The sequence below is a fragment of the Clostridium sp. FS41 genome (genome assembly GCF_000954015.1).
Classification (GTDB): Bacteria; Bacillota; Clostridia; order Lachnospirales; family Lachnospiraceae; genus Enterocloster; species Enterocloster citroniae.
Genome location: NZ_JYHN01000006.1, coordinates 1 through 23,381 on the forward strand (window position 1 = coordinate 1; position 23,381 = coordinate 23,381).

23 protein-coding genes, 6 tRNA genes and 1 pseudogene are annotated in these 23,381 nt (G+C 49.4%); 17 read left to right on the top strand and 13 right to left on the bottom strand.

The genetic code is table 11. The features are described 5' to 3' along the window. Window positions 1–3 precede the first annotated feature (3 nt). From CLFS41_RS00290 to CLFS41_RS00325, 8 genes and pseudogenes are all read left to right on the top strand, one after another. Window positions 4–76 (top strand) — tRNA-Asn (locus tag CLFS41_RS00290). A 20-nt stretch (window positions 77–96) separates the two neighbouring features. Beyond that, window positions 97–168 (top strand) — tRNA-Glu (locus CLFS41_RS00295). Between the two features lie 15 nt (window positions 169–183). Next, window positions 184–254: transfer RNA gene (locus tag CLFS41_RS00300), tRNA-Cys, on the top strand. Window positions 255–467: 213 nt separating this feature from the next. Beyond that, complete coding sequence (locus CLFS41_RS00305; protein WP_045091107.1) at window positions 468–686, top strand: hypothetical protein; 219 nt, start codon at window positions 468–470, stop codon at window positions 684–686. Window positions 687–767: 81 nt separating this feature from the next. Then, window positions 768–1,238: pseudogene (locus CLFS41_RS00310) on the top strand (transposase); the annotation flags it as partial. Window positions 1,239–1,447: 209 nt separating this feature from the next. Further along, window positions 1,448–1,987 carry a flavodoxin family protein gene (locus tag CLFS41_RS00315; protein ID WP_045091108.1) on the top strand — a complete coding sequence of 180 codons (540 nt, stop codon included), beginning with the start codon at window positions 1,448–1,450 and terminating at the stop codon, window positions 1,985–1,987. Between the two features lie 44 nt (window positions 1,988–2,031). After that, window positions 2,032–2,904 (top strand): DUF362 domain-containing protein, encoded by an 873-nt coding sequence (locus CLFS41_RS00320; protein WP_045091236.1) that lies wholly within the window; start codon window positions 2,032–2,034, stop codon window positions 2,902–2,904. Window positions 2,905–3,161: 257 nt separating this feature from the next. Next, entirely contained in the window at window positions 3,162–4,256 is a 1,095-nt protein-coding gene (locus CLFS41_RS00325; protein ID WP_045091109.1) for a C45 family peptidase, read from the top strand. On the opposite strand, the gene CLFS41_RS00330 is transcribed toward CLFS41_RS00325, so the two are convergent. The 4 genes from CLFS41_RS00330 to CLFS41_RS00345 form a co-directional block, all read right to left on the bottom strand. Further along, a complete protein-coding gene (locus tag CLFS41_RS00330; protein ID WP_045091110.1) occupies window positions 4,250–5,476 on the bottom strand; it encodes an AMP-binding protein in 1,227 nt (408 codons plus the stop codon). The genes CLFS41_RS00325 and CLFS41_RS00330 overlap by 7 nt on opposite strands. A 69-nt stretch (window positions 5,477–5,545) precedes the next feature. Next, window positions 5,546–6,736 carry a thiolase family protein gene (locus CLFS41_RS00335; protein ID WP_007871674.1) on the bottom strand — a complete coding sequence of 397 codons (1,191 nt, stop codon included), beginning with the start codon at window positions 6,734–6,736 and terminating at the stop codon, window positions 5,546–5,548. Window positions 6,737–6,917: 181 nt separating this feature from the next. Continuing rightward, a complete protein-coding gene (locus tag CLFS41_RS00340) occupies window positions 6,918–7,475 on the bottom strand; it encodes a biotin transporter BioY (protein ID WP_007871676.1) in 558 nt (185 codons plus the stop codon). Between the two features lie 13 nt (window positions 7,476–7,488). Beyond that, complete coding sequence (locus CLFS41_RS00345; protein ID WP_045091111.1) at window positions 7,489–8,160, bottom strand: hypothetical protein; 672 nt, start codon at window positions 8,158–8,160, stop codon at window positions 7,489–7,491. A 235-nt stretch (window positions 8,161–8,395) separates the two neighbouring features. On the opposite strand from CLFS41_RS00345, the gene CLFS41_RS00350 reads away from it, so the two are divergent. Continuing rightward, on the top strand, window positions 8,396–9,367 hold the full coding sequence (locus tag CLFS41_RS00350; protein WP_007871678.1) for a 3'-5' exonuclease: 972 nt from the start codon (window positions 8,396–8,398) through the stop codon (window positions 9,365–9,367). Between the two features lie 82 nt (window positions 9,368–9,449). On the opposite strand, the gene CLFS41_RS00355 is transcribed toward CLFS41_RS00350, so the two are convergent. The 9 genes from CLFS41_RS00355 to trmB form a co-directional block, all read right to left on the bottom strand. Beyond that, on the bottom strand, window positions 9,450–10,139 hold the full coding sequence (locus CLFS41_RS00355) for a response regulator transcription factor (protein ID WP_045091112.1): 690 nt from the start codon (window positions 10,137–10,139) through the stop codon (window positions 9,450–9,452). A gap of 3 nt (window positions 10,140–10,142) precedes the next feature. Beyond that, the gene (locus CLFS41_RS00360; protein WP_045091113.1) at window positions 10,143–11,252 is read right to left on the bottom strand and encodes a DUF4118 domain-containing protein; all 1,110 of its coding nucleotides are present in this window, start codon (window positions 11,250–11,252) and stop codon (window positions 10,143–10,145) included. 86 nt (window positions 11,253–11,338) lie between these two features. Further along, window positions 11,339–12,979 (bottom strand): D-alanyl-D-alanine carboxypeptidase family protein, encoded by a 1,641-nt coding sequence (locus CLFS41_RS00365; protein WP_045091114.1) that lies wholly within the window; start codon window positions 12,977–12,979, stop codon window positions 11,339–11,341. A gap of 78 nt (window positions 12,980–13,057) precedes the next feature. Continuing rightward, window positions 13,058–13,753, bottom strand: a complete 696-nt coding sequence (locus CLFS41_RS00370; protein WP_045091237.1) for a TIGR01906 family membrane protein — start codon at window positions 13,751–13,753, stop codon at window positions 13,058–13,060. A 104-nt stretch (window positions 13,754–13,857) separates the two neighbouring features. Next, window positions 13,858–13,930, bottom strand: a tRNA-Lys gene (locus CLFS41_RS00375). 204 nt (window positions 13,931–14,134) lie between these two features. Beyond that, window positions 14,135–14,207 (bottom strand) — tRNA-Lys (locus CLFS41_RS00380). A 204-nt stretch (window positions 14,208–14,411) separates the two neighbouring features. After that, window positions 14,412–14,484 (bottom strand) — tRNA-Lys (locus CLFS41_RS00385). 103 nt (window positions 14,485–14,587) lie between these two features. Further along, on the bottom strand, window positions 14,588–14,743 hold the full coding sequence (locus CLFS41_RS30320) for a hypothetical protein (RefSeq protein WP_007871068.1): 156 nt from the start codon (window positions 14,741–14,743) through the stop codon (window positions 14,588–14,590). An 86-nt stretch (window positions 14,744–14,829) separates the two neighbouring features. Continuing rightward, entirely contained in the window at window positions 14,830–15,468 is a 639-nt protein-coding gene (gene trmB / locus CLFS41_RS00390) for a tRNA (guanosine(46)-N7)-methyltransferase TrmB (RefSeq protein ID WP_045091115.1), read from the bottom strand. Between the two features lie 221 nt (window positions 15,469–15,689). Between trmB and CLFS41_RS00395 the strand changes: the two genes are divergently transcribed. The 8 genes from CLFS41_RS00395 (at window position 15,690) to CLFS41_RS00430 (ending at window position 23,371) form a co-directional block, all read left to right on the top strand. Continuing rightward, window positions 15,690–16,676, top strand: a complete 987-nt coding sequence (locus CLFS41_RS00395; protein WP_045091116.1) for an SH3 domain-containing protein — start codon at window positions 15,690–15,692, stop codon at window positions 16,674–16,676. A 204-nt stretch (window positions 16,677–16,880) separates the two neighbouring features. Then, window positions 16,881–17,192 (top strand): hypothetical protein, encoded by a 312-nt coding sequence (locus CLFS41_RS00400; RefSeq protein ID WP_007871077.1) that lies wholly within the window; start codon window positions 16,881–16,883, stop codon window positions 17,190–17,192. A gap of 4 nt (window positions 17,193–17,196) precedes the next feature. After that, on the top strand, window positions 17,197–18,216 hold the full coding sequence (locus tag CLFS41_RS00405; RefSeq protein WP_045091117.1) for a V-type ATPase subunit: 1,020 nt from the start codon (window positions 17,197–17,199) through the stop codon (window positions 18,214–18,216). A 17-nt stretch (window positions 18,217–18,233) separates the two neighbouring features. Further along, window positions 18,234–20,174, top strand: a complete 1,941-nt coding sequence (locus tag CLFS41_RS00410) for a V-type ATPase 116kDa subunit family protein (protein WP_007871080.1) — start codon at window positions 18,234–18,236, stop codon at window positions 20,172–20,174. 74 nt (window positions 20,175–20,248) lie between these two features. After that, on the top strand, window positions 20,249–20,677 hold the full coding sequence (locus tag CLFS41_RS00415) for an ATP synthase subunit C (RefSeq protein WP_007871081.1): 429 nt from the start codon (window positions 20,249–20,251) through the stop codon (window positions 20,675–20,677). A gap of 4 nt (window positions 20,678–20,681) precedes the next feature. Further along, a complete protein-coding gene (locus CLFS41_RS00420) occupies window positions 20,682–20,990 on the top strand; it encodes a V-type ATP synthase subunit F (RefSeq protein WP_007871082.1) in 309 nt (102 codons plus the stop codon). A 31-nt stretch (window positions 20,991–21,021) separates the two neighbouring features. Then, entirely contained in the window at window positions 21,022–21,603 is a 582-nt protein-coding gene (locus CLFS41_RS00425; protein ID WP_007871083.1) for a V-type ATP synthase subunit E, read from the top strand. Between the two features lies 1 nt (window position 21,604). Further along, on the top strand, window positions 21,605–23,371 hold the full coding sequence (locus CLFS41_RS00430) for a V-type ATP synthase subunit A (protein ID WP_045091118.1): 1,767 nt from the start codon (window positions 21,605–21,607) through the stop codon (window positions 23,369–23,371). Window positions 23,372–23,381 lie beyond the last annotated feature (10 nt).

Genomic DNA, 23,381 nt, shown 5'->3' on the forward strand with positions numbered 1-23,381 from the left:
TATTCCTCGATAGCTCAGTCGGTAGAGCACGCGGCTGTTAACCGCGCTGTCGTAGGTTCAAGTCCTACTCGGGGAGTTTTATTTATATTTTTGCAAGGCCCCATGGTCAAGCGGTTAAGACATCGCCCTTTCACGGCGGTAACAGGGGTCCGAATCCCCTTGGGGTCATTTATAATTAAATATGGCGACGTAGCCAAGTGGTAAGGCACGGGTCTGCAACACCCTCACCACCGGTCCGAATCCGGTCGTCGCCTCTCATGAACCTTGAAGGATTAAATCTTCAGGGTTTTTTATTAATTCTTAAAAATACGTTCCATGTATTATCTGTACATCCAGGATCATCACAAAATTGAAGAAATGTAAGGTAAGCGTCAAATAACAGAGTGTATTTCTTTTTCTGCCATAATCCGTGATAATTAGTTTTAGAGTTTTGAGAGTCTGCTCTTAAAACTCTAAAATACGGAGGTATGTCATGGAAGAATTATCAGCAAAGACACAAATCAGCAGGATCTGTTTCCACTGAAGTACCGGAGACTACCGTGTTTGCATCCATTCCGGTTATCAGCCATTGCTCTTCCAATCCCGCACCTGTTATCATACGTGCCGGCAGTGCAGTGATAGAGATCGCTGCGGATACGCCAGCTTCCCTGATCCAGTCAGTCCTTCTGGCTGCATCCAGATGTTAGGGGATCTTTCACGGGCAGAAACGATTTACCTTGCCTGTGGATATACCGATATGAGGAAATCCATAGATGGCCTTGCTTGAGATTGAGAAAAAACTGGAAGTCCTGTCGCCCCAGGGCAGGAAGGAACAGCGTCTGATACAGGAAATGCCTGTATTAGAGGCCTTTTGGTCGTGGGCGGAAGATGCAGCTGCCGGAATCCTTCCAAAATCCAAACTAGGAGAGGCATTTACCTATGCTTTCAATCAGCCGAACGGACTGATGAATTATCTGCTGGACGGGAACTGCGCTGTCTCAAACAACCTTGCCGAGAACAGCATCCGCCCATTTACGATAGGCCGGAAGAACTGGCTGTTTTCCGGAGGCCCCAAAGGAGCCGAAGCCAGCGCAGGGATCTATACGCTGGTAGAAACAGCAAAAGCCAATGGCCTAAACCCCAGAAAATACATCCAGTATATTTTAAGTGATATCCCCGGGACAGCATTCCTGCAGTATCCGGAATTTCTGGAAGACTATCTGCCATGGGATGCTGTCATACAGAAAATATGTAGATAACCGCCAACCTTGAGCATATCAGAAGGCTGGCGGTTTTTCTATACACTCTGTTATTTCACGCTTACGAAGAAATCCACAAATCTGCAATAAATCCGCGATAAATCCGCAAAAATTTAAAAAACCACTTGACCTGGACTTAACTCCAGGTAGTAGTCTATAGTAGTAGCTTGTAAAATTAGTACATGGATGAATATGGAAAGGAGTTTATAATGAGTAAAAAGGTTCTGATTCTATCCGGCAGCCCCAGAAGGGGAGGAAATTCCGATACGCTATGTGATGAGTTTATGCGTGGGGCAGAGGACACTGGAAATACTGTGGTAAAAGTTTTTTTAGGAGATTATAAAATCAACTATTGTACTGGGTGCGGTGTCTGTAACGGGACCCATCAATGCGTGCAAAAGGATGATATGGCAAAGATATTGGATAAAATGGTGGACAGTGATGTGATCGTCATGTCTACGCCAGTATACTTTTATTCCATGGATGCACAGATGAAGACGTTGATCGACCGGACAGTACCGCGTTACGCAGAAATACGGGATAAGGACTTTTATTTTATTGTAGCGGCTGCGGACACGGATAACAATATGATGGAGCGTACCGTAGAGGGATTTAGGGGATTTACGGAGGATTGTCTGCCTAATGCCAGGGAAAGAGGAATCATATATGGCACAGGTGCCTGGCAGAAGGGAGATATAAACAACAGTCCGGATATGGTACAGGCTTATGAAATGGGACGTGGAGTATGAATACATGGGATATAGCCATTAAAACCGACCAGGAGGAAAATAATATGTCAATTGTATATAAGACAAAGGAAATTACACCAGAGGGCTTAGTCCGCGTTTACGAGGCGTTAGGCGTGTCCCTGAAAGGTAATATAGCAATAAAGATCTCCACAGGTGAACCGGGAGGCCATAACTTTCTCCAGCCGGGATTGATCAAGGACCTGGTGAATAGGTTGAGTGGGACCATTGTAGAATGTAATACCGCTTATCCGGGCAGACGTAATACGACACAGGCTCATTGGGAGACGATCCGGGACCATGGGTTTTTGGCCATTGCCCCCTGCGATATATTGGACGAAGAGGGTGACATGGCAATTCCTGTTGAGAGTGGTTTTCATTTACAGGAGAACTATGTAGGCACCCATTTAAAGAATTATGATTCCATGGTAATGCTGTCCCACTTTAAGGGGCATGCCATGGGTGGATTTGGAGGTGCGCTGAAGAATATGTCCATCGGCCTTGCATCGTCCAGGGGTAAGATATGGATTCATACATCCGGTACCAGTAATGTTTTTGAGGACGCGTTTACGGCAGATCATGACTCATTCCTGGAGTCCATGGCAGATGCGGACCGGTCTGTAATGGATTTTATGGGACGTGAAAAAATTGTTTATATTAATGTGGCCAACAGACTGTCGGTGGATTATGACTGCGATGCACATCCCCATGACCCGGAAATGGCGGATATCGGTATATTTGCATCTGCAGATCCCGTTGCTTTGGACCAGGCATCCGTGGATGCGGTGTATGGCTCTGAGGATGCAGGCAAACGTGCCCTGATCGAACGTATGGAATCCCGTCATGGAATCCATACAGTGGAGGCCGCCCAGGCCCATGGCCTTGGAAACCGTAAGTATGAGCTGGTGTGTATAGATTAAAATTGCTTGGCGAATCCGGATATTCAAAACAGGTCTGAATCACCTGATTCGGCCCAGAAACCGGCCCAGAAACCAGTCCAGATACCGGCCCAGAAACCAAATCAGGAATCGTCCCAGATACCGGGCCGAAGCCAATCCCTTGGTTATTTGACTTTTTACAGGTCAAATGATATGATGATAAAGATATTTTGATATTAAAATAGTCTATCACAGATTGTTTGCCACAAACAGATAGATAAGAAGTCAGAAGGGGAAACATGGATCATAACAATAAGAAATGGAAAAAGCGGCTGCTGGGCCTTTTGGGCTGCCTGGCTGGACTGGTGATCATTATAGTATTGGGAGGAGCCTTTATGTTCAGGCATGAAATCAAGACATTGGGTACGCTGGAAAAGATAGATGACAATGTACTTTATTCCATGAGGTATGACGGGGACTACGGATTTGATGATTTTCTGGAAATTGGAGCCAGCACGGACGGAGAACTGGTCAGGTTCGTGACGGAACGGCTTTTAAAGGGGCTGCCCTTTGAGTTCTCCATACCGGATCTTGGCTGTTCCACATTTAGCGCATGGACCAAAGAAGGGGACTATATATTCGGACGTAATTTTGATCTGACCTACTCCCCGGCTCTGATAGTGGAGACAGCACCTGATCATGGATACAGGTCCCTGTCAACTGTAAATCTGGCATTTCTAGGCTTTGGGGAAGATAAGCTGCCGGATTCACTGAAGGAAAAGCTGATCGCCCTGGCAGCTCCCTACGCTCCTTTGGACGGTATCAATGAAAAGGGCCTTGCGGCGGCAGTGCTGCGCATTGCAGATGAGCCCACGAATCAGGATACGGGAAAGACGGATATAACCACCACTACTGCTATCCGGTTGATGTTAGATAAAGCGGCCACGGTGGATGAGGCAGTGGAATTGCTGGAACAGTATGACATGCATTCCTCCGCGGGAAGCTGCTATCATTTCCAGATTGCCGATGCCGGAGGGAACAGCGCGGTGGTGGAGTACGTGGACAATGAGTTGGTTGTGCTGAAGGCGGAGCAGGACTATCAGATGGCAACGAATTTCCTCTTGTCGGATAAGAAATATAATTTTGGAAACGGCCAGGACAGGTATGAGATATTAGAGACATCCCTGGACAGCTGCAATGGTGTGGTAGAGGATGAGCAGGCCGGCATGGATCTGCTACAGGCAGCGTCCAAGGATTGGCACGTGTCTGAGTCATCGGGAAGGATGAACGCCACCCAGTGGTCTGTTGTTTTTAACTGTACGGACCTGACAGCAAAAATAATAACCGGCCGTCAATATGACAAGCCGGCGCATGAATTCAGTCTTGATCAATGAGGATCAGCAGCGGAAAGCAGTGATGGAACAGGCTTTCCGCTGCTGTTTTTTGGAAGCTCTTTTGTGTAAATGATCCTGCGGGGCAGTTCATAGGGATTCAGGCGCTGTTTAAGCTGCTCCATCAGAAGACAATAAGCAGGAGTGCCTTCGGACTGCGGATTCAGTACCACATAGGCGGTCAGGGCGCCATGCTCCAGCGTCACTGCGGCTTCATCCACCTCATCCAGTGCCATCAGTGCGTGTTCGATCAGTGAAGCAGAAATCTTGCGCCCGTGGATATTATATACATTGTTTTTGCGCCCCAGCAGGTACAGGTATCCGTCCGCACCCGTATATCCCATATCCCCAACGCTGCAGGGGGTGGGAAGGCCCAGGGCCCTGTATGGCGTATCCACTGAGATCTCATTGTTTTTGATCATTATATTTATACCGGGAAATGGGAGTCCCACGCATGCGGGGTCGTCATTCATCTGGGAGTCCCGGATGAATGAAACAAAGCTCAGTTCGCTGGCTCCGTAGTAAAGGGTGCATTGATTGTTTGGGTATGCTGTCCTTAACAGACGGATATCCCCCAGTCCCAGGCTTTGAGAGCCGGATACAATGGTCTTTATATATGGGTTGCATCCGGAGGCTGTTCTGGCCAGCAGGCGCAGTTTGGAGGGGATCAAATATACCCCATTGGCCTGATAATCAACCATGGCCTGATTCCATGCAGGTGGATAGACCGGTGAGCAGGTAATGGCGGATGCCCCCTCTGACATCAAAGACAGGTACATATTCAGGTTTCCTGTAAAGGCCAGACTGCCGTGGACCAGCATGCGGCTGGAGCTGTTTATGCCAAATATATGGTTCTGTGTGGGAAAAAAGCTGTGCCAGCTTTCAAAGGTGCGAAACCATATTTTGGGGACCCCCGTGGTACCTGACGTGAGGACACCCATGCAGGCTGTGGATGGGACAGGAGAGCCGGGAATCGGCCTGCGTGTTGTTTCCCTGGATATAATCACGGGGACTTTGTTTGTGCCGCTGTAAGCAAGGAATCGGATCAGCTGTCCGTACACAGAGGCTTCGTCTATCCATTCCAGCCCAGGGTCAAGAAGGTCGGACTGATGCCTGATCTCATCCGCGTCCCTGACGATACTTCCATATGTATAACAGTTGGAATCTTCAATAAGGGCTGTCCTGTGAGCAGGTACAGCCCTTATCATTTCAAGGTAATCCATGATGTTCTCCTTAGGTTTTATGGTTCTTCACTATCTTAATGATTGCTCTCTGTTGCTCCGGTAGGGTCCCTACCGCTCCAGCATCAGGGCGGTCCCGATGCCTCCGGCGGCTGCCACGGAACAAATCCCCTTTTGGCTGCCGGTACGCTCCATGGCTTTTACCAGGTGGAGGAAGATAATAGCCCCTGAGGCGCCGTAGGGATGTCCATAAGCAAGGGCCCCGCCAAACTGGTTATAACGGCTGAATGTACCCGGATAGGCTCTCTCAAAAAGGACGTCAATGACAGCAAACGCCTCGTTGCATTCAATGCATCCGATTTCGTCCATGGAAATGCCGGTACGCTTCAGCAGGTTTTCTATGGATGAGACAGCGGACACCGGGCTCATAAGCGGATTGGTCCCAATGCTGCAGGCATCCAGGATCCGGCAGCGGGCTGTCAGGCCATGGCGGGCCAGATACTGGTCTGAACAGAGTACCACAAAGGCCGCTCCATCGTTCATTGTGCAGGCGTTGGCGGCATTGAGGGATCGTCCGTCCTGTAATACGGGGGGAAGCTTGTCCAGCAGCTTCTGGCTCATTCTGGGACGTATGCCTTCATCGCGCTCCAGGCCGAACACGGGAAATATTATATCGCTGAGTATCCGGGACTGACGGGCCATAAGGGCCCGGCGGTGGCTCTCCAGTACCCAGCGGTCCAAATCCTGTTTGTCCACGCGGTAATGGGCTGCAGTCCGTTCAGCACCCTGGAGCATTACATCCTCCCTGTGGGGACCGGGTACAAATTTTGCGGTGGTATAAGGAGTGGTATCCCTGTAGTCAGGATGATTGGGGTGATAGGAGCGAAGGGGCTGCGTGGATGTACTCTCAAATCCGCCGGCAATTACCAGGTGGCAGAGTCCGCTTTCGATCATGGCGGCGGCAGTGGTTATGGCCTCCAGGGAGGAGGCGCACTGCTGGTCCACTGTAAAAGCGGGAACGGACTGATCAAGCCCCGCCTCCAGAGCCATAAGCCGGGTGATGTTGCCGCCGCTGCCCGCGCTGTTGCCGCAGATGACCATATCAATATCCCCGGGAGAGATTGTACCGGGAGAGATTACCCCGGGATCAACAGCCCCGGGAGCGTAGCCATCACAGCCGCATTGTCTGATCAGCCCCTTTAATACGGCCGCACCCAGACATTCGGCCGGGATATGGCGGTAAGCGCTGTTCCTGATACCGATATAACTTCTGAGTCCGCCTAGTACAAAGACATGGTCCATATCATACCTCCCCGCATTAGATGTGTACTCTCAGAGCCTTCTGGTCCCCATTTTTGCGGTTGATTTTTCGCCGGTCACACACAGAGCGAATCAACGATACACCGTATATGCCTCATAGATTGGTGCACAACAGGCAAAAATTCATTACGCAGATCTGATTAACATCCGAGAGTACGCAGATTCAAATAGAAGTTCCAGCCTTCAACAGGCTGATCTGCACCGGCTTTGCGATAGCGGCAGCGGCAGCGCATTTAAACAGGTCCAGAGGGATAAATGGGAGTACGGCAACCGTAAACACGGATACCCAGTCCATGCCTGTTACAAACTTCATATAAATGCTTCCAAGTATCAAAGTCACAGGCATCCCCACCAGCATGGTCACAAGACAATAGCGCCTGAAGCTGTAACGTTTTCCCTTCAGCCAGGACATCAGTACAACGGCTATCAGCCAGGCCATAATGTACCCGCCGGTAGGGCCAAAAAGTTTTCCGGGTCCTCCCACTCCGCCGGAGAATACGGGGAGGCCGGAAAGGCCCAGCAGCATGTAGACCACAATGGTGAAGGCAGCCTGACGGGGAGTTAACAAAAGCGCAATAAGGTTGACCACCAGTGTCTGGGCGGTCAGGCTTGCAGGGGAAAATGGCAGGGGTATCACAATGTATGCTGATACGCAGATCAGTGCAGTGAGAAGAGCCATTTTTGTCAGTTCCAGGGTGCTGAAGTTTTGTTTTGTATTCATAGTTGCCTCCATGTCATAGGTTTTTTATTTGAAGGTGAAAATGTACAAGGCCATCGCAGCTTCCTGTGACAGTGTTGTTTTCACATTTCAGGTAAATGGGTTGGCCCGTATAGGTTGGACGGATCAGGCGGATACTGTATTCTATGGGCAGATGGATTCCGTATTCTATAGGAAGAACAGGAAGAGGGCTGCATGCCATATGGGAAAAGGGTTCATACAGGCGCGTGAATATCCATAATCCTGGCACCAGGGCCGGATCACCCCGGTGAATGGGGTTGGTGTCGCCGGATGCTTTCAGAAACTGTCTCAGGTCCGTCTTAAGAAAGCACATGGAAGGCGGATCTGTGGAAGACGGATCTGTGAAAGGCGGATCTGTGGAAGATGATTCTAAGGAAGATGGTTTTGATGTAGCTGATATTTGGAAATGTAGCTGCGGGGCATCACCCTGCTGGTTTTTATCCTTAGATACGTCCATCAGAAGCACTTCCAGGCTTCCGGCTGGTGCCGCGGCTTGTGTGTATCCCGTTGTTTCCAGTACTGCGGCATATCTGTGGCTCTTTTTCCGCTGTGTATGAAAACAGACAGCGGCTTCATTGCTGTATTTGCGGTAAACAGCCCGGGCCATGACCCAGCCGTCAAAGCGGTGACGGCCCCATAAACACGTTTCATATATCAATTGTCTCATTTATCATACCCCAAATGTTATCTAATAGGTAGAAACAGGTTTACAATTCATTGATTATTATAGGGTCTCAAGTTGAAAATGTCAACCAAAATAAGATAATTGGTTAACAAATGTTTGGGCCGATTTTGTACAGTGAATGGGAGAAAAAGGTAAAATAGAATGCCCCTTTCCATATTCTGTGCATTATGATAAGATAGGTAAGTAAATTAAGATTATAGAGTGACAGGATGAAAAAATGAACTACATTGTTTTTGACCTTGAATGGAACCAGAGCCCAAATGGAAAGGAAGATTCAGTGGACCACCTTCCATTTGAGATTATTGAGATAGGCGCTGTAAAATTGGATGAGGGATTTTGCCAGGTAGGGGAATTCCATAAGCTGATCAGGCCTCAGGTATATAAGAAGCTGCATTTTAAGATATCGGAAGTAACGCACATGGATATGAGGAAGCTGTGCCAGGAGGGGCAGCGTTTTGAGGATGTTATAAGGGAATTTGTGGAGTGGTGCGGGGAAGAGGAATACTGCTTTTGCACATGGGGGTCCATGGACCTGACAGAGCTCCAGAGGAATATGGCTTACTATGGCCTGGATATACCTTTTCCCCGCCCTCTTTTGTACTACGACATACAGAAGCTGTTCTGCTTCCAGTATGGGGACGGAAAGAATAAGGTGTCCCTGGACCAGGCAGTGCAGCAGATGGCCATGGAGGAGGAACGGCCGTTTCACCGCGCCCTGGATGACGCTTACTACACGGGAAGGGTGTTGTCCGCCCTGGATATGGACTTATATGGGGTGTATGTTTCCGTTGATTATTACGGCCTTCCGGATGAAAAGGACAAGGAATTTTACCTGTACTTTCCCGAATACACCAAATTTGTATCCAGGGAGTTTGACTCCAGGGAAGAGATCATGAAGGATAAGAATATTACGGACATGGTGTGCCTTAAGTGCCGGAGGATGCTGCGCAAGAAGATACGCTGGTTTCCCTATGGACAGAGGTTCTATTTCTGTCTGGCATACTGCCCGGAGCATGGCTATGTGAAAGGAAAGATCAGGGTTAAAAAGTCCGAGAAAGACAGATATTATATTGTCAAGACCACCAAGATGGCGGGGGACGAGGATGTGGAACTGCTGACCCAAAGAAAGGAAGACGGGCGCAGAAAGCGCAGTGCCAAGAGCCACACTAAAAAATATGACAACAATTAGCAAAACCTGCAGGACGGCTGACCAGCGATCCTGCAGGTTTTATTTTTTGTTATTCCTTCTGCTATTCCTTCTGTTATTCCCTCTATTCTTCCCTCATACGGTAACCCACGCCGATCTCTGTGAATATATATTGGGGCTCTGCGGGATTTTCCTCCAGCTTTCTTCGGATATGGGCCATGTTCACACGCAGGATCTGATTGTCGCTGTCAGCATAGGGGCCCCAGATTTTGGATATGATAGTTTCGTAGGTCAGCACCCTTCCCGCGTTCTGAGCCAGCAGGGAGACCAGTTTGTATTCGATCTGGGTCAGATGTACGTCCTGATCCTTTACCTTTACCAAACGGCGTTCAAAATCGATCATCAGGTCCCCGACCTCATAGCGGGTATTCTCATTGGCTGTCTTCTGGCTGTGGCGCAGTGCGGTGCGGATGCGCGCCAGCAGCTCCGCTGTGCCAAAGGGTTTTGTGAGATAGTCATCGGCTCCCATATCCAGGGCAGCTACCTTGCTGCGTTCCAGGGTTCTGGCAGAGATAACAATGATGGGCACGGAGCTGTATGTCCGAACCTCCTCAATGATCTCAAGTCCATCCATATCAGGAAGGCCCAGGTCCAGTAAAACAACATCCGGTTTGTGGGTATTGATCTGCTTTAACCCATCGGCTCCTGTATATGCACAGACCACATGGTAGTTCTGAGGTGTCAGGACCGTTTCTATAAAATTACATATATTTTTTTCGTCTTCAATGATGATAATACTGGCTTTTGCGTTCATAAATCAGTATTCCCTCCAATCTGGTAAGGTAAAAGTAAATTGGGCGCCATTCTGATGATTGCCGGCCCGGATCTGGCCGCCATGTGCGTTTATGATGGTTTTACAGAGAGACAGGCCGATCCCCATTCCCTTATGGCTGTCTCCCATCTGGTTGGCATAAACCCCTCCTCCGTCAAACAGGGTGTCCAGCAGATCCGGACGGATACCCTTTCCATAATCCTTTATGGTTATGGATACGTAAGGTCCGTCTGTGGTTACGATCAGATCAATGGGACCGTGGCTTCCGGAGTGAAAGAATGCGTTTTCCAGAAGATTGTTAATGACCTGTTCGATGAGCGTGGCGTCCATGGGAACCATGATAAAGATATCCGGTATGGAAACATGGACAGGAACATCCATAAAGCGTTTTCTGAACCTTCTCACTGCGGAAGAGACGATCTCCTCCAGCGACTCGTCCGCCTTGATCACATTGGCCACACCCCGCTCATCCTGGATCCTGGTAACGGTGAGGAGATTTTCCACCATGGTCAAAAGCCACTGCGCATCCTCCTCAATGTTCTGGACCAGTTTGTGCTTTTCATCGGGTGACATGGTCTCCTCCTGTTCAAGATAGGTGGAACTGGAACCGATGATTGTGGTAAGAGGCGTGCGCAGATCATGGGACATGGCCCTCATCAGGTTGGCTTTCATGGTTTCCTTCTCTGCATTAAGCAGCATCCGGTCCTTTTCCTGGATCTGGGCATTCTGCTTTGTGATCATGATGCAAATGCTGCTGGTAATACAGGAGATCAGCATCATGCCCACAAACGTGATCGGGTATCCTGACATGGTAAAGTTCAGCGTCATGTAGGGATATGTGTATGCAAAGTTTACCCAGAAGACCGCAAATAAAGAGGCAAGTATTCCGGAACCGTAGCAGCTGGTGGCGCGGGCGATCAGGATAATGGCCAGAGTAAATATGATGGAAATGTTGGTGACATTGTTGCTGAAATGAAAAAATATGGTGGAAACTAAGGTGGCGGCAGCCATATATTCGATGGTTATAGGAAGGTTCCTTACCAGGTTCATGACAGCTGCTTTCAAATCCTCCTTATCCGTTTGGAAAAGTTTCATTTCTCTCTCCCCTGTAAATTGTGGTTACATACATGATTGATCTCATGAATAGCCCCCCTACATTATAACCCATGGATATGGGAAGTTCAACGGAAAAAGGTCTTTTTACGCCGGCCTCTCCTGTTTCTCCGTTTGGAGGGAGAGGGGACCCTGCGCTCGGCCACCAGTTTGTCAAAGTCGGCAGAGGAGTAGCCGATATCCTCCAGGCGTTCAAGCCTGCGCTGGCGGCGGAGCGTCAGATCGGCCTCCTCCTTCTTTTTAACATGTATTTTTACGGCGGCCACAATTGCCACAATAACACACAGGGACAGCGCGATCCCCAGAATGGTCAGGGTATTGGCGGGAATCCGGATACTGGAAGCAGTGCCTTCCTTTGTGGTGATGTCCGGCCGTGTGGCAGGAGGTGTCAGGTTCCCATCTGTTGAGAGGCCGTTTCCCTGATCCTGGAGATTTCCCTGGCCCGGCTCATGGCCCAGGTTCTGACCTGAATCCTGCCCTGGATTCTGACTTGAATTCCGCCCTGGGTTCTGGCCCGGAACAGGCTGGTTTCCATTGCCTGCCGCTGCCTGTGGAGGTGTGGCGGCCGCAGCCATGGGATCGGCGGAACTTTCCATGCCTGATGAACAAAGGTATACAAAGCCCACCTGGCGCCCGTTGTAGGTGTAGCGGATACAGGCAACCCCGTTCCTGGGACTGCTGCTGTCCAGGTCATAGGTCAGGGTGGATTCCGTGTCCGTAAAGTCGGCATCCTTTGGTATGACCACACGTCCGTTCCGGTCAAGCTCCAGGGAAATGCTGTCCCGGGCCGTCATGCCGGCAATGGTCATGTCATTTTCCAGGGATTTGTACCGCGTCTCATAATCCACCGCTTTCAGGGACTGGAAATTGCGGAAACCGAAATCGAACAAGGCCTTTGTGTCTGCGTAGTGGGACTGGTGTCCGTTCAGCACAACGGCAATCAGGGTCATGCCATCTTTTTTTGCACAGGTTACAAGGGTATTGCCCGCAAGGGATGTGTATCCTGTCTTTCCTGCAAAGGCGCCCGGATAGTAGACGGATTCGTTCTTATTAAACATCTTGTGGTGATTGGCCACATATCCGCCCTCAGGTGAACGCTTGGTAGGAGCCAGTCTGTAGCTGCGGGTTATGTTGATGGTAAGAAATTCAGGATTTTTAATGGCTTCCCTGGTAATGAGAGCCATGTCATGGGCCGTGGTGTAATGGTTCTCATCATTTAAGCCGCTGGGGTTTGTAAAATTGCTTCCTGTACAGCCCAGGCTGGCGGCCTTTTCATTCATCAGTTTGGCAAATGCCTCCCGGGAGCCGCTTACATGACATGCCAGGGCGTTGGCGCTCTCGTTGGCAGAGGCCAGCAGCAGGGCATAGAGACAGTCGCGGACCGTGAGCACATCGCCCTCATCAATGCCGGCGCTGCTGCTTCCCGCTTCCACATTATAGACGTCATCATGGGAAAATGATACCATTTCATCCAGACCGCAGTGTTCCAGCACGATCAAAGCGGTCAGTATCTTGGTGATACTGGCCGGGTAATACTGCTGGTCCATATTCTTCCCGTATAATATAGTTCCTGTATCCGCATCCATGACAATGCCGCCGTCCGCCTGTATGGAAACATGGTCGGGCCACTGGGGCGCTGCCAGGCTCTTCATGGTAACTATGCCCATGGAGAGACAGAGACACAGGAACAGCGTGAAAAATCGCTTCATCCAAACAATCTCCAATCATATAATAGCCTATGGTACAGTATAAAATATTTCCGGCTTTAAGTAAAGCCCGGTTAGGATTTAAGCGGCTTTTTTACGGTTTTTTATGGTCAGGAACAGGCAGAATCCAAACAGGATCAGGGATAAAGCGCCGAAAAGACCGGCAATGCGGGCGGCTGTATCCATAAAAAATCCTTCAGGCACAATGTTGATGAGCATATCCGTGGCAGGGTCCAGGATCCACAGGTCATTGGTAAAGAATATATGGTGGAACATGACAAAATATTTGGAGAAATCAGTGGAAATGATCAGGGCCAGGGCGGTGACCAGCCCAAAGAACAGGCCGCATCCAATACACAGGGATGAGGGAAGGGTCTGTCTCATCCGTCCTTTGGCGGCAGCCATAAAGATAAGTAATAAGGCTGCCGCTGCCAGACAGATACGGCGTATGGACATGGCTTTTAAGAACAGCACCTGCACGTCCTCCATATGGGCGATTTCCCGCTCATTAAAAAATTCCCGCTGCTGGCCTCCCATGGTGGTGGTCACGTGGAGATCCTCACGGTCGCCTTTTAAGTAATCCATCATCTGGTCCGTTACTTCCAGCAGGTCGTCCATGGTCATGGCTGGAAGGCTTTCCAGCACATTGTATTTGGTATACTCTTTTTCAAAATATCCAGGGGTCCAGTACACCACGGCTTCCACCGAAGTGATGAACAAAATGATCATAATGCAGAATGCGGCCGCGATCCCGGCAAATCTGTGTAAGTGTTTCATAGTTCCTCCTGACTCAGAATAGAATATAATCTGTAAAAAGTTGTCTGTAACAAAGAAAAGCCCGACCCCGCAGCTTCCTGTATCTGCAAAGTCAGACCTTTTAGTGCGCCTTCAGGGACTCGAACCCTGGACAAATAGATTAAGAGTCTACTGCTCTACCAACTGAGCTAAAGGCGCATATGTTTAATTTAATTCTTTTGAGTGACACGTCCACTATTATATAGCTTGGAGAAGGAAATGTCAATAATATTTTAAGAAAAAATTTATTTTTTAAAATATACCTTTTTAAATTTAGCTTTGTCCCAGATGTGTTTGTTCTATTAAGGCACAAAAAAGTCCGACCCCGCAGCTTCCAATATCTGCAAAATCAGACCTCTTAAGTGCGCCTTCAGGGACTCGAACCCTGGACAAATAGATTAAGAGTCTACTGCTCTACCAACTGAGCTAAAGGCGCATATGTTTAATTTAATTCTTTTGAGTGACACGTCCACTATTATATAGCTTGGAGAAGGAAATGTCAATAATATTTTAAGAAAAAATTTATTTTTTAAAATATACCTTTTTAAATTTAGCTTTGTCCCAGATGTGTTTGTTCTATTAAGGCACAAAAAAGTCCGACCCCGCAGCTTCCAATATCTGCAAAATCAGACCTCTTAAGTGCGCCTTCAGGGACTCGAACCCTGGACAAATAGATTAAGAGTCTACTGCTCTACCAACTGAGCTAAAGGCGCATGCCCGTGTTTTGTTATAACCCGTCCGGGCGACACGAACGACATTATATCTCTTTCATAGACAAATGTCAACGGTTTTTCGGAAAAAATTATTTAAATGATTTTATTTTCCTTTTTTATCCTTTGCCTTGGAACCTGTGCCCAGAACTTTGTTCACTTCCTTGAAGGAGCGGCTCAGGCGGAGGGCCTGCTTGTTCAGGTCGGTTTTGTCGCTGGTTGCCTGCATTAGTTTTTTGGTGATTCCAGGAGATAATGCCATAGGATCTGCCTCCGGCAGGTAATTTACTTAGTAACAGTATATGGCGTGATCTGTCATTTTGTGCAGGTATCCGCATTAAGACCTGCTTACGCCCTGGCGGCCACCAGTTTACAGATGGGTTTTCCCTCGGCGGCAAACTTTGTCTCATATTCGGTCATAATATTGCCTTCGGCCATGGGGCTGTTATGGAGGTCAAATGTGTGGGACAGGATCTTCCAGCCCGCGGATGGGATGGATTCCAGAGAATATTCAAACAATTCCCGGTTGTCGGTCTTAAACTCCACCACTCCGTCACGGGCCAGTATTTTGTCGTACACTGCCATAAAGTCAGGCGAGGTGAGGCGCCGCTTGGCATGCCTGTCCTTGGGCCAGGGGTCTGAGAAATTGAGGTAAATACGGCTGACCTCTCCCGGGGCAAATAGTTCGGGCATGGTTTTTGCATCAACGCACATGAAGTATATATTGTTAAGATCCAGCTGTGAGCGTTTCTCCAACCCTCTTAAAAGTACGCTGGAATAGCGTTCGATCCCTATATAATTAATATCCGGATGGGCCTCTGCAAGCTCCATGATAAAGCGTCCTTTACCCATTCCCACTTCAATCTCCAACGGGTGGAGGTTTCCAAATACCTGATGCCAGCTTCCGCGTTTTGTCTCTGGTTCCTGGACCACATAGGGGCTTGTGGCAATGGTTTCTTCCGCCCCGGGGATATGACGTAATCGCATGTCTTTTTTCCTTTCTTCCGGAGAGGCGTTCACAATATGCCCCCGGCAGTGATTTTTTTGTTGGTGCAGGCCTTATTTTATCATCCGAAGTGCCTATTTGCAACAAAATTTACTTTTTTCTTATTTTTCTGATTTATTACAATTAGTAGTGCAAAATTGGCAAAAATCGATTATACTATACATAATAGACGGATATCTGCGGATACTAAGGAGGAAGGCTTATGTCGAATGTGGAGCGGACGACCAGCTGGCAGCAGATCCAGTTGGGCGTTAAGGACGCGGAACGGTTGATCGTACGAAAAGAATATAATCTTGTGATGGTTAAAGCAAGGCAGGTTCTGGAATATATGGTAAGGTGCATGGCTGAGCGCGCATGCCTGGTGGAGGGGGATCTGTCGGACACCATTGACCAGCTCTATGAGGGGCGCTGGATCAACAAGGCGACCAAGGATAACTACCATACCATCCGCATACTTGGCAACAAGGCTGTCCATGAAGGGGATGACACTGCATATGATGCCAATCAGGCGTATCAGCTCCTGACCCAGGAGGTCTATGTGTTTGCCAACGAGTTCTCCGGAGGACGCTCATCAGCCAGGGCGCCGCAGACAGGAAGAACTGCATCGTCCAGACAGACGTCCCAGCGCCAGGGATCATCATCCCGGTCAGGCGCCCGAAGCCCCCAGAGCGGCAACCGCCGTCCTGTCCAGTCAGGAGGCCAGCGCCAGGGAGGTCCGAGAAAAAAGAAACGCAGGCGGGTATCACCCGTATCTTATATCTGGAGACTTTTGATCCCTGTACTGATCGTGGTTCTTCTCATTGTTGTGATTCGTACCATGGTTCCTTCCGGGGACAAGGATAAGGGAAATTCAACCACGGCACCCACAGTTACCACGGCGGCCACTGAGCCGGCGCCCACACTGCCCCCTGAGCCGGAGATGGTTCCTGAGACAGAACCTCCGGTGGCGGTATACAGGATTAAGGGCAGCAGCGTGAATGTACGCACGGAGCCGTCCACGGACAGCCGTATCATTGTGCAGCTGACCAACGGCACCGAGGTGGATTATGTGAAGCGCTACAGCAATGACTGGGATGTGATCAATTACGATGGACAGGAAGCATATGTATCCAGCCGGTTCCTGGAAAAGGTGGAACCCGTGGCTGAGACAGAGGTTCCGGCAACCAGCGGGAGCGGTCAGAATAACTGATAAAACATGTTTGTAAAAACTGCATAGATAAATTTGTCACATACGTTGGTAAAAAGAGGAAGGACGAAAAATGTTCTTCCTTTTTTTGGCATTCTGCCACAGGTAATTTGTTAATTTTTTATTTTAATTATTAAAAAACCCTGGTATTTTTAAAAAAAAGGAGTATCATGAAGTGATATAAAATTATATATAAGGAGGAGCTCTATGGATACTGTGATCAACAGATTATCGGAAATAGAAGAAGCAGCCGGTGCCATTGCAGATGAGGCGAATGTGCGTAAAAAAGCGTTTGCCAAAGAGATGGAAGACAAGACAGCCTCTTTTGATACGGATCTTGAACAGGAAACAGCCCGCAGGATAGCCGAGATCCAGCATAAGATGGAGGCGGACATGGAAGACATGCTTGCCCGCCAGAAGGCGGATTTTGAGGCGCTTTTAAAACAGCTGGAAGGTAATTACAATCAACATCATGCAGCGTATGCAGAGGCTCTGTTCCAGAACATGATAAAGGGGTGAGGATATGGGCAGCCTGATAACTTACAGCGGCATTGCCACCAAGGTCAAGGCCATGGAGCGGTGGCGGATCAAGGATGAGCAGTTTAAGGAAATGGCTTCCCTGGAGACAGTGCCTGAAGCAGTGGAATATCTGCGGCGTTTTCTGCCTTACCGGGAGATTTTCCAGGAGGCGGAGGACAAGGACCTGCACAGGGGCAATATTGAACAGCGTCTCAACCTTTCGCAGTACAGGGATTTTGCAAAGCTTTATAAATTTGCCAATATCAGGCAGAGACGTTTCCTGGACCTGTATTTTATGCATTATGAGATAACGATCATAAAGACATGTCTGAGAAATGCGGCGGGACACAGGGAACAGCGCCAGGACCTGTCCATGTTCCAGGATTTTTTTGAGCGCCATTCCAGCATTGACCTGATCGTTTTATCCCAGTCCCCATCCATAACGGAGTTCGTGGGCAATCTTAAGGGGTCGCCTTATTATGAGCCCTTAAACATGATGCTGCAGAACGGGACCGTAAGCCTGCCCGCCTTTGAGACGGCGCTGGATATGCTGTATTTTAAGACTATGTGGAAGATCAAGGACAAATATCTGTCCAAGGAAGAGCGTAAGATCCTGGCCCAGTGTTTCGGCACCAGGATGGATATGCTGAACCTGGAATGGCTCTGCCGTTCCAAGAAATTTTATAAGCTGTCTCCCGGAGAGATCTATGCAATGATGATTCCGGTCCAGCTTCATCTCACCAAGAGCGAGATCAATAAGATGGCTGAAGCCGAAACCCTGGACCAGCTCTATGGACTGATCCGTTCAAGCTGGTATGGAAAGCTGGACTTAATAAGCCACTCAGAGGAACCGGATCTGGACCGCCTGACCTATGAGATCATTGACAGGATCTATCAGATGACCAGAAGAAAAGACCCGTATTCCATCGCCATCCTTAACTCCTACCTGTATTTTAAGGAACGGGAGATTGCGCGCATTATCAACACCATTGAGCGCATACGGTATGGCTTGGCTGCAAATTGACTAAAGGGGGTTAAGACGTGATTGAAAAGATGAAATTCTTGAGTATTACCGGTCCCAAGGATGATATTGACCGGGTAGTGGACACGTATCTGTCCAGATACGAGATACACCTGGAAAATGCCCTGTCGGAGCTCAAGACAGTAAAGGACCTCCGGCCCTATATTGAAACCAATCCATATAAAGAGGAACTTTTAAAAGCAGGGGAGCTGATGGAGAGCTATCATGAGCTTTTGCCTGAACATACGGACAGGAGGCTTAAGCTGGGGGATGCGGTGCAGCTGATCCGCAGCCTGGATAAAGATTTAAAGGAACTTACGGACAAAAAAAGCGTTCTGGTAAACCAGAGGAACGAGCTGCAGGCGTCCAAGGACAAGGTGGTGCCCTTTGCAGGGCTGAACTACAGTGTGAAGGAGATACTTGGATTCCGGTTTATCAAGTTCAGGTTCGGGCGCATTTCCAAAGAGTACTATGAAAAGTTTTCCACCTATGTGTACGATACCATTGATACGGTCATGTTCAAATGCGAAGAGGACGGGGACTATGTGTGGGTGGTCTACTTTGTGCCGGAAAAGCTGGCAGACAAGATCGATGCCATCTATGCATCCATGCATTTTGAGCGGAGTTTCCTTCCGGATGAATATGAAGGGACCCCGGTGGAGGCCGGCCATGTGCTGGATGACCGGATCAGTGCGTTCCAGAAACAGATTGATGAAGCGGACCAGGCCATTGTGGAATCCATCAGCAACCGCAAGGACGACCTGGTGGCGGCCTATCATGTGATCCGGACATTTTCCACTAACTTTGATGTGAGGAAGATGGCAGCCGTCACCAAGCATGACCTGCACAATTTTTATATCCTGTGCGGGTGGATGACACAGAAGGATGCAGCCGACTTCCAAAAGGAGATTGAGCGCGACAGCGATACGTTCTGTATCATAGAAGACGACCATAACAATATAATGAGCAAGCCGCCTACCAAGATGAAGAACCCGGGGCTGTTTAAGCCCTTTGAAATGTATGTGGAGATGTACGGACTTCCCTCTTACAATGAGCTGGACCCCACTATCCTGATCGGGATCACTTACTCCATCCTGTTTGGTTTCATGTTCGGGGACGCGGGGCAGGGATTGTGCCTGCTCACAGGAGGATTTCTTCTGTACCGGTTTAAGAAAGTGCGCCTGGCCGGCATTATTTCCTGCTGCGGTGTATTTTCCACCATATTCGGATTCCTGTTCGGCAGTGTGTTCGGATTTGAGGATATCATAGACGCAGTTTGGCTCAGGCCGCAGGAGGCCATGGTAAACCTTCCTTTTATCGGGAAGCTGAACACTGTGTTTGTGGTGGCGGTGGCCATAGGTATGGGAATCATACTCATGTGCATGGTGCTGAACATTATCAACAGCGCCCGTGTCCATGACACGGAAAAGATTTATTTTGATACCAATGGAGTGGCCGGATTTGTATTTTATTTTGCATTGTCCTGTGTCATCATTCTTTATATGACAGGCAACACGCTGCCTGCCACGGCCATACTGGTGGTCATGTTCCTGATCCCCCTTCTGATCATGTTCTTTAAAGAGCCGCTTACAGCAGTGGTGGAGAAAAAATCAGAGAAGATCGAAGGCGGGATGGGTATGTTCATCACCCAGGGGATCTTTGAACTGTTTGAAGTTCTGCTGAGCTACTTTTCCAATACCCTTTCCTTTGTCAGGGTAGGAGCCTTTGCGGTCAGCCATGCGGCCATGATGCAGGTGGTCCTGATGCTTGCAGGGGCAGAGGCGGGAGGAAGTACCAACTGGGCCGTGGTGATAGGAGGAAACCTGTTCGTGTGCGGTATGGAGGGCCTGATCGTGGGCATCCAGGTACTGCGTCTGGAATACTATGAGCTGTTCAGCCGGTTTTACCGGGGAAGCGGACGTGCGTTTGAACCATATGGAAAGGCTGCCGGAGAGCAGTAATACAATATAAAACTAAAATAGCCGGGAAACAGGCCATTTTAAGACCGGGCCGGGTAAAAAAGGAGATAAGAGATATGAGTTTATTAGTTAAGATCACACTGAGCGTAGCATTGATTTTAAGTATCGCAGTACCGTTTGGCGCATTTGCAATGGGTGAGAAATCCAAGGGACGTTATAAGACAGCATTGGCTGCCAACCTGTTCCTGTTCTTTGGCACCATGATGTTTGCCGCCGTTGTCATGTTCTCCGGCAATGCGCAGGCAGCTGAGGCCGGGTCTGAGGCGGTTTCCGCAGCCGGCATGGGATATCTGTCGGCTGCCCTGGCAACCGGGCTTTCCTGCCTGGGCGGCGGTATCGCTGTTTCTGCCGCTGCAAGCGCTGCTCTGGGAGCGATCAGTGAGGACAGCTCCATTCTTGGCAAATCATTAATCTTCGTAGGTCTTGCCGAAGGTGTGTGTCTGTATGGACTGATCATTTCCTTTATGATCTTAGGAAAGCTGTAAGCCTATGAAGATGTACCTGATCAGTGACAATGTGGACACCCTGACAGGGATGCGCCTGGCAGGTGTGGAGGGCGCCGTGGTCCATGAGAGGGAAGAACTTAAGAATGAGCTGGATAAGGTCCTGGCCGATAAATCCATTGGCATCATCCTGCTGACTGAGAAATTCGGCAGGGAATTTCCGGAGATCATAGATGATGTAAAGCTGGAGCGGAAGCTCCCTCTGATCGTTGAGATCCCGGACCGCCATGGCACCGGCCGCAAGCCGGATTTTATCACCTCTTATGTAAACGAGGCGATCGGACTAAAACTGTAAAAATATGGGATAAGAAAGCAGGTGAGGCAGCTTGACAACAGAGGAAAAGCTGAAACATTTCCAGGATATATGCATGGAGGATGCCAGGGAGCGCAGCGCAAAGATGCTGGACGATTATATGAACGCCCTGGAAAAAGCCTACGAGGAACATACCGCTGATGCCAGACGGCGGGCTGACATGCAGGTGGAGGCAGAGACGGAAAAGCTGGAGCGTGAGATCAATAAACGTCTCTCCATCGGGCAGCTGGACCTTAAGAGGGAATTCAGCCACAGGCAGGAGGAGCTTAAGGATAAGCTGTTTGTGGAACTTAAGGATAAGCTGGCTAATTTTATGGAAACCCAGGAATACCAGCAGCTTCTGGACCGCCAGGTCAAGGAAGCCAAAGCATTTGCAGGGGATGAGGAACTGATCATCTATATGGATCCCTCCGATGGGGATAAGCTGCAGAGGATTGCAATGCATCACAATGCCAGCATTAAACTGAGCGAATATTCCTTTACCGGAGGCATCAGGGCGGTGATTCCAGGCAAACATATACTGATAGACAACTCATTTGAGACCAAACTCAGTGAAGCGCGGCATGAGTTCAAATTCGATTTAGGAGGTAAGTAAAGTGGCAAAGACAGGTGTGATTCACGGCATTAATGGTCCTGTCGTTTCCTTGCTGGGTGACCCGGGATTCCAGATGAACGAGATGGTTTATGTGGGAAAGGAGAACCTGGTAGGTGAAGTCATTGGACTTACTTCAGAGAAAACCACCATTCAGGTGTACGAGGAGACCAGCGGGATCAAGCCGGGGGAAGAGGTGACCGGTACAGGGGCGCCTGTGTCCGTAACCCTGGCGCCCGGGATCCTGAGTAATATTTTCGATGGGATCGAGCGGCCCTTAAGCGAGATCGCAAAGGGGAGCGGATATTACATCAGCCGCGGTATTTCTGTGGACAGTCTGGATACTTCCAGGAAATGGGATACACATATGGTGGTAAAGCCGGGGGACCGGCTGATGCCCGGGGCCATTATCGCAGAGGTTCCGGAGACAAGAGCCATCATTCACAAGGTGATGGTGCCCCCTGATGTGGAGGGGTATGTACTGGATGTGGCGGAAGACGGACAGTACACCATCCAGGACCCCCTGGTCACGGTACAGATGATGGACGGAACTGAGCGGAAGCTGACCATGACCCAGAAGTGGCCCATCCGTATACCCAGGCCGTCAGCCAAGCGTTTCCCGGCTGTAAAACCGCTGATCACGGGACAGCGTATCCTGGACACCATGTTCCCCCTTGCAAAGGGCGGTACGGCAGCGATCCCGGGAGGGTTTGGAACCGGAAAGACCATGACCCAGCACCAGGTGGCAAAATGGTCGGACGCGGATGTGATCATCTACATTGGCTGCGGTGAGAGAGGCAATGAGATGACCCAGGTTCTGGAAGAATTCTCAGAGCTGATCGATCCTAAGTCAGGCAACCCCCTGATGGACAGGACCACCCTGATCGCCAATACGTCCAACATGCCTGTGGCTGCCCGTGAGGCAAGCCTTTATTCCGGTCTGACCCTGGCTGAGTATTACAGGGATATGGGCTATCATGTGGCTATTATGGCTGACTCCACCTCCCGCTGGGCGGAGGCGCTCAGGGAACTGTCGGGACGTCTGGAGGAGATGCCCGCGGAGGAAGGATTCCCTGCCTACCTTGCATCCCGTCTGTCGGCATTTTATGAGAGGGCGGGCATGATGCAGAATTTAAACGGCACGGAAGGGTCCGTGACCATTATTGGAGCCGTGTCGCCTCAGGGCGGCGATTTCTCAGAGCCTGTGACCATGAATACCAAGCGTTTTGTGCGCTGCTTCTGGGGACTGGACAAATCCCTGGCCTATGCCAGGCATTTCCCGGCCATCCACTGGCTGACCAGTTATTCTGAGTATATCAATGACCTGTCCTCCTGGTACATGGATAACGTGGATAAAAAATTCGTGGACTACCGCAACCGGCTCATGGGCATCCTGACCCAGGAGAGCAGTTTGATGGAGATCGTAAAGCTGATCGGCTCAGATGTGCTCCCCGATGACCAGAAGCTGGTGCTGGAGATCGCCAAGGTGATCCGTTTGGGCTTCCTGCAGCAGAACGCGTTCCACAAAGAGGACACATCCGTGCCTTTGATCAAGCAGTTTAAGATGATGGACATCATCCTGTATCTGTACAAGAAGTCCCGTGCCCTGGTGAATATGGGCATGCCGGTTTCGGTTCTTAAGGAAGAGAATATTTTTGATAAGATCATATCCATTAAGTATGATGTACCCAACGACCGCCTGGATATGTTTGATGATTACAAGAAACAGATTGATGCGTTTTATGACAGGGTAATGGAAAAGAACGCGTAGAGGAGGACGG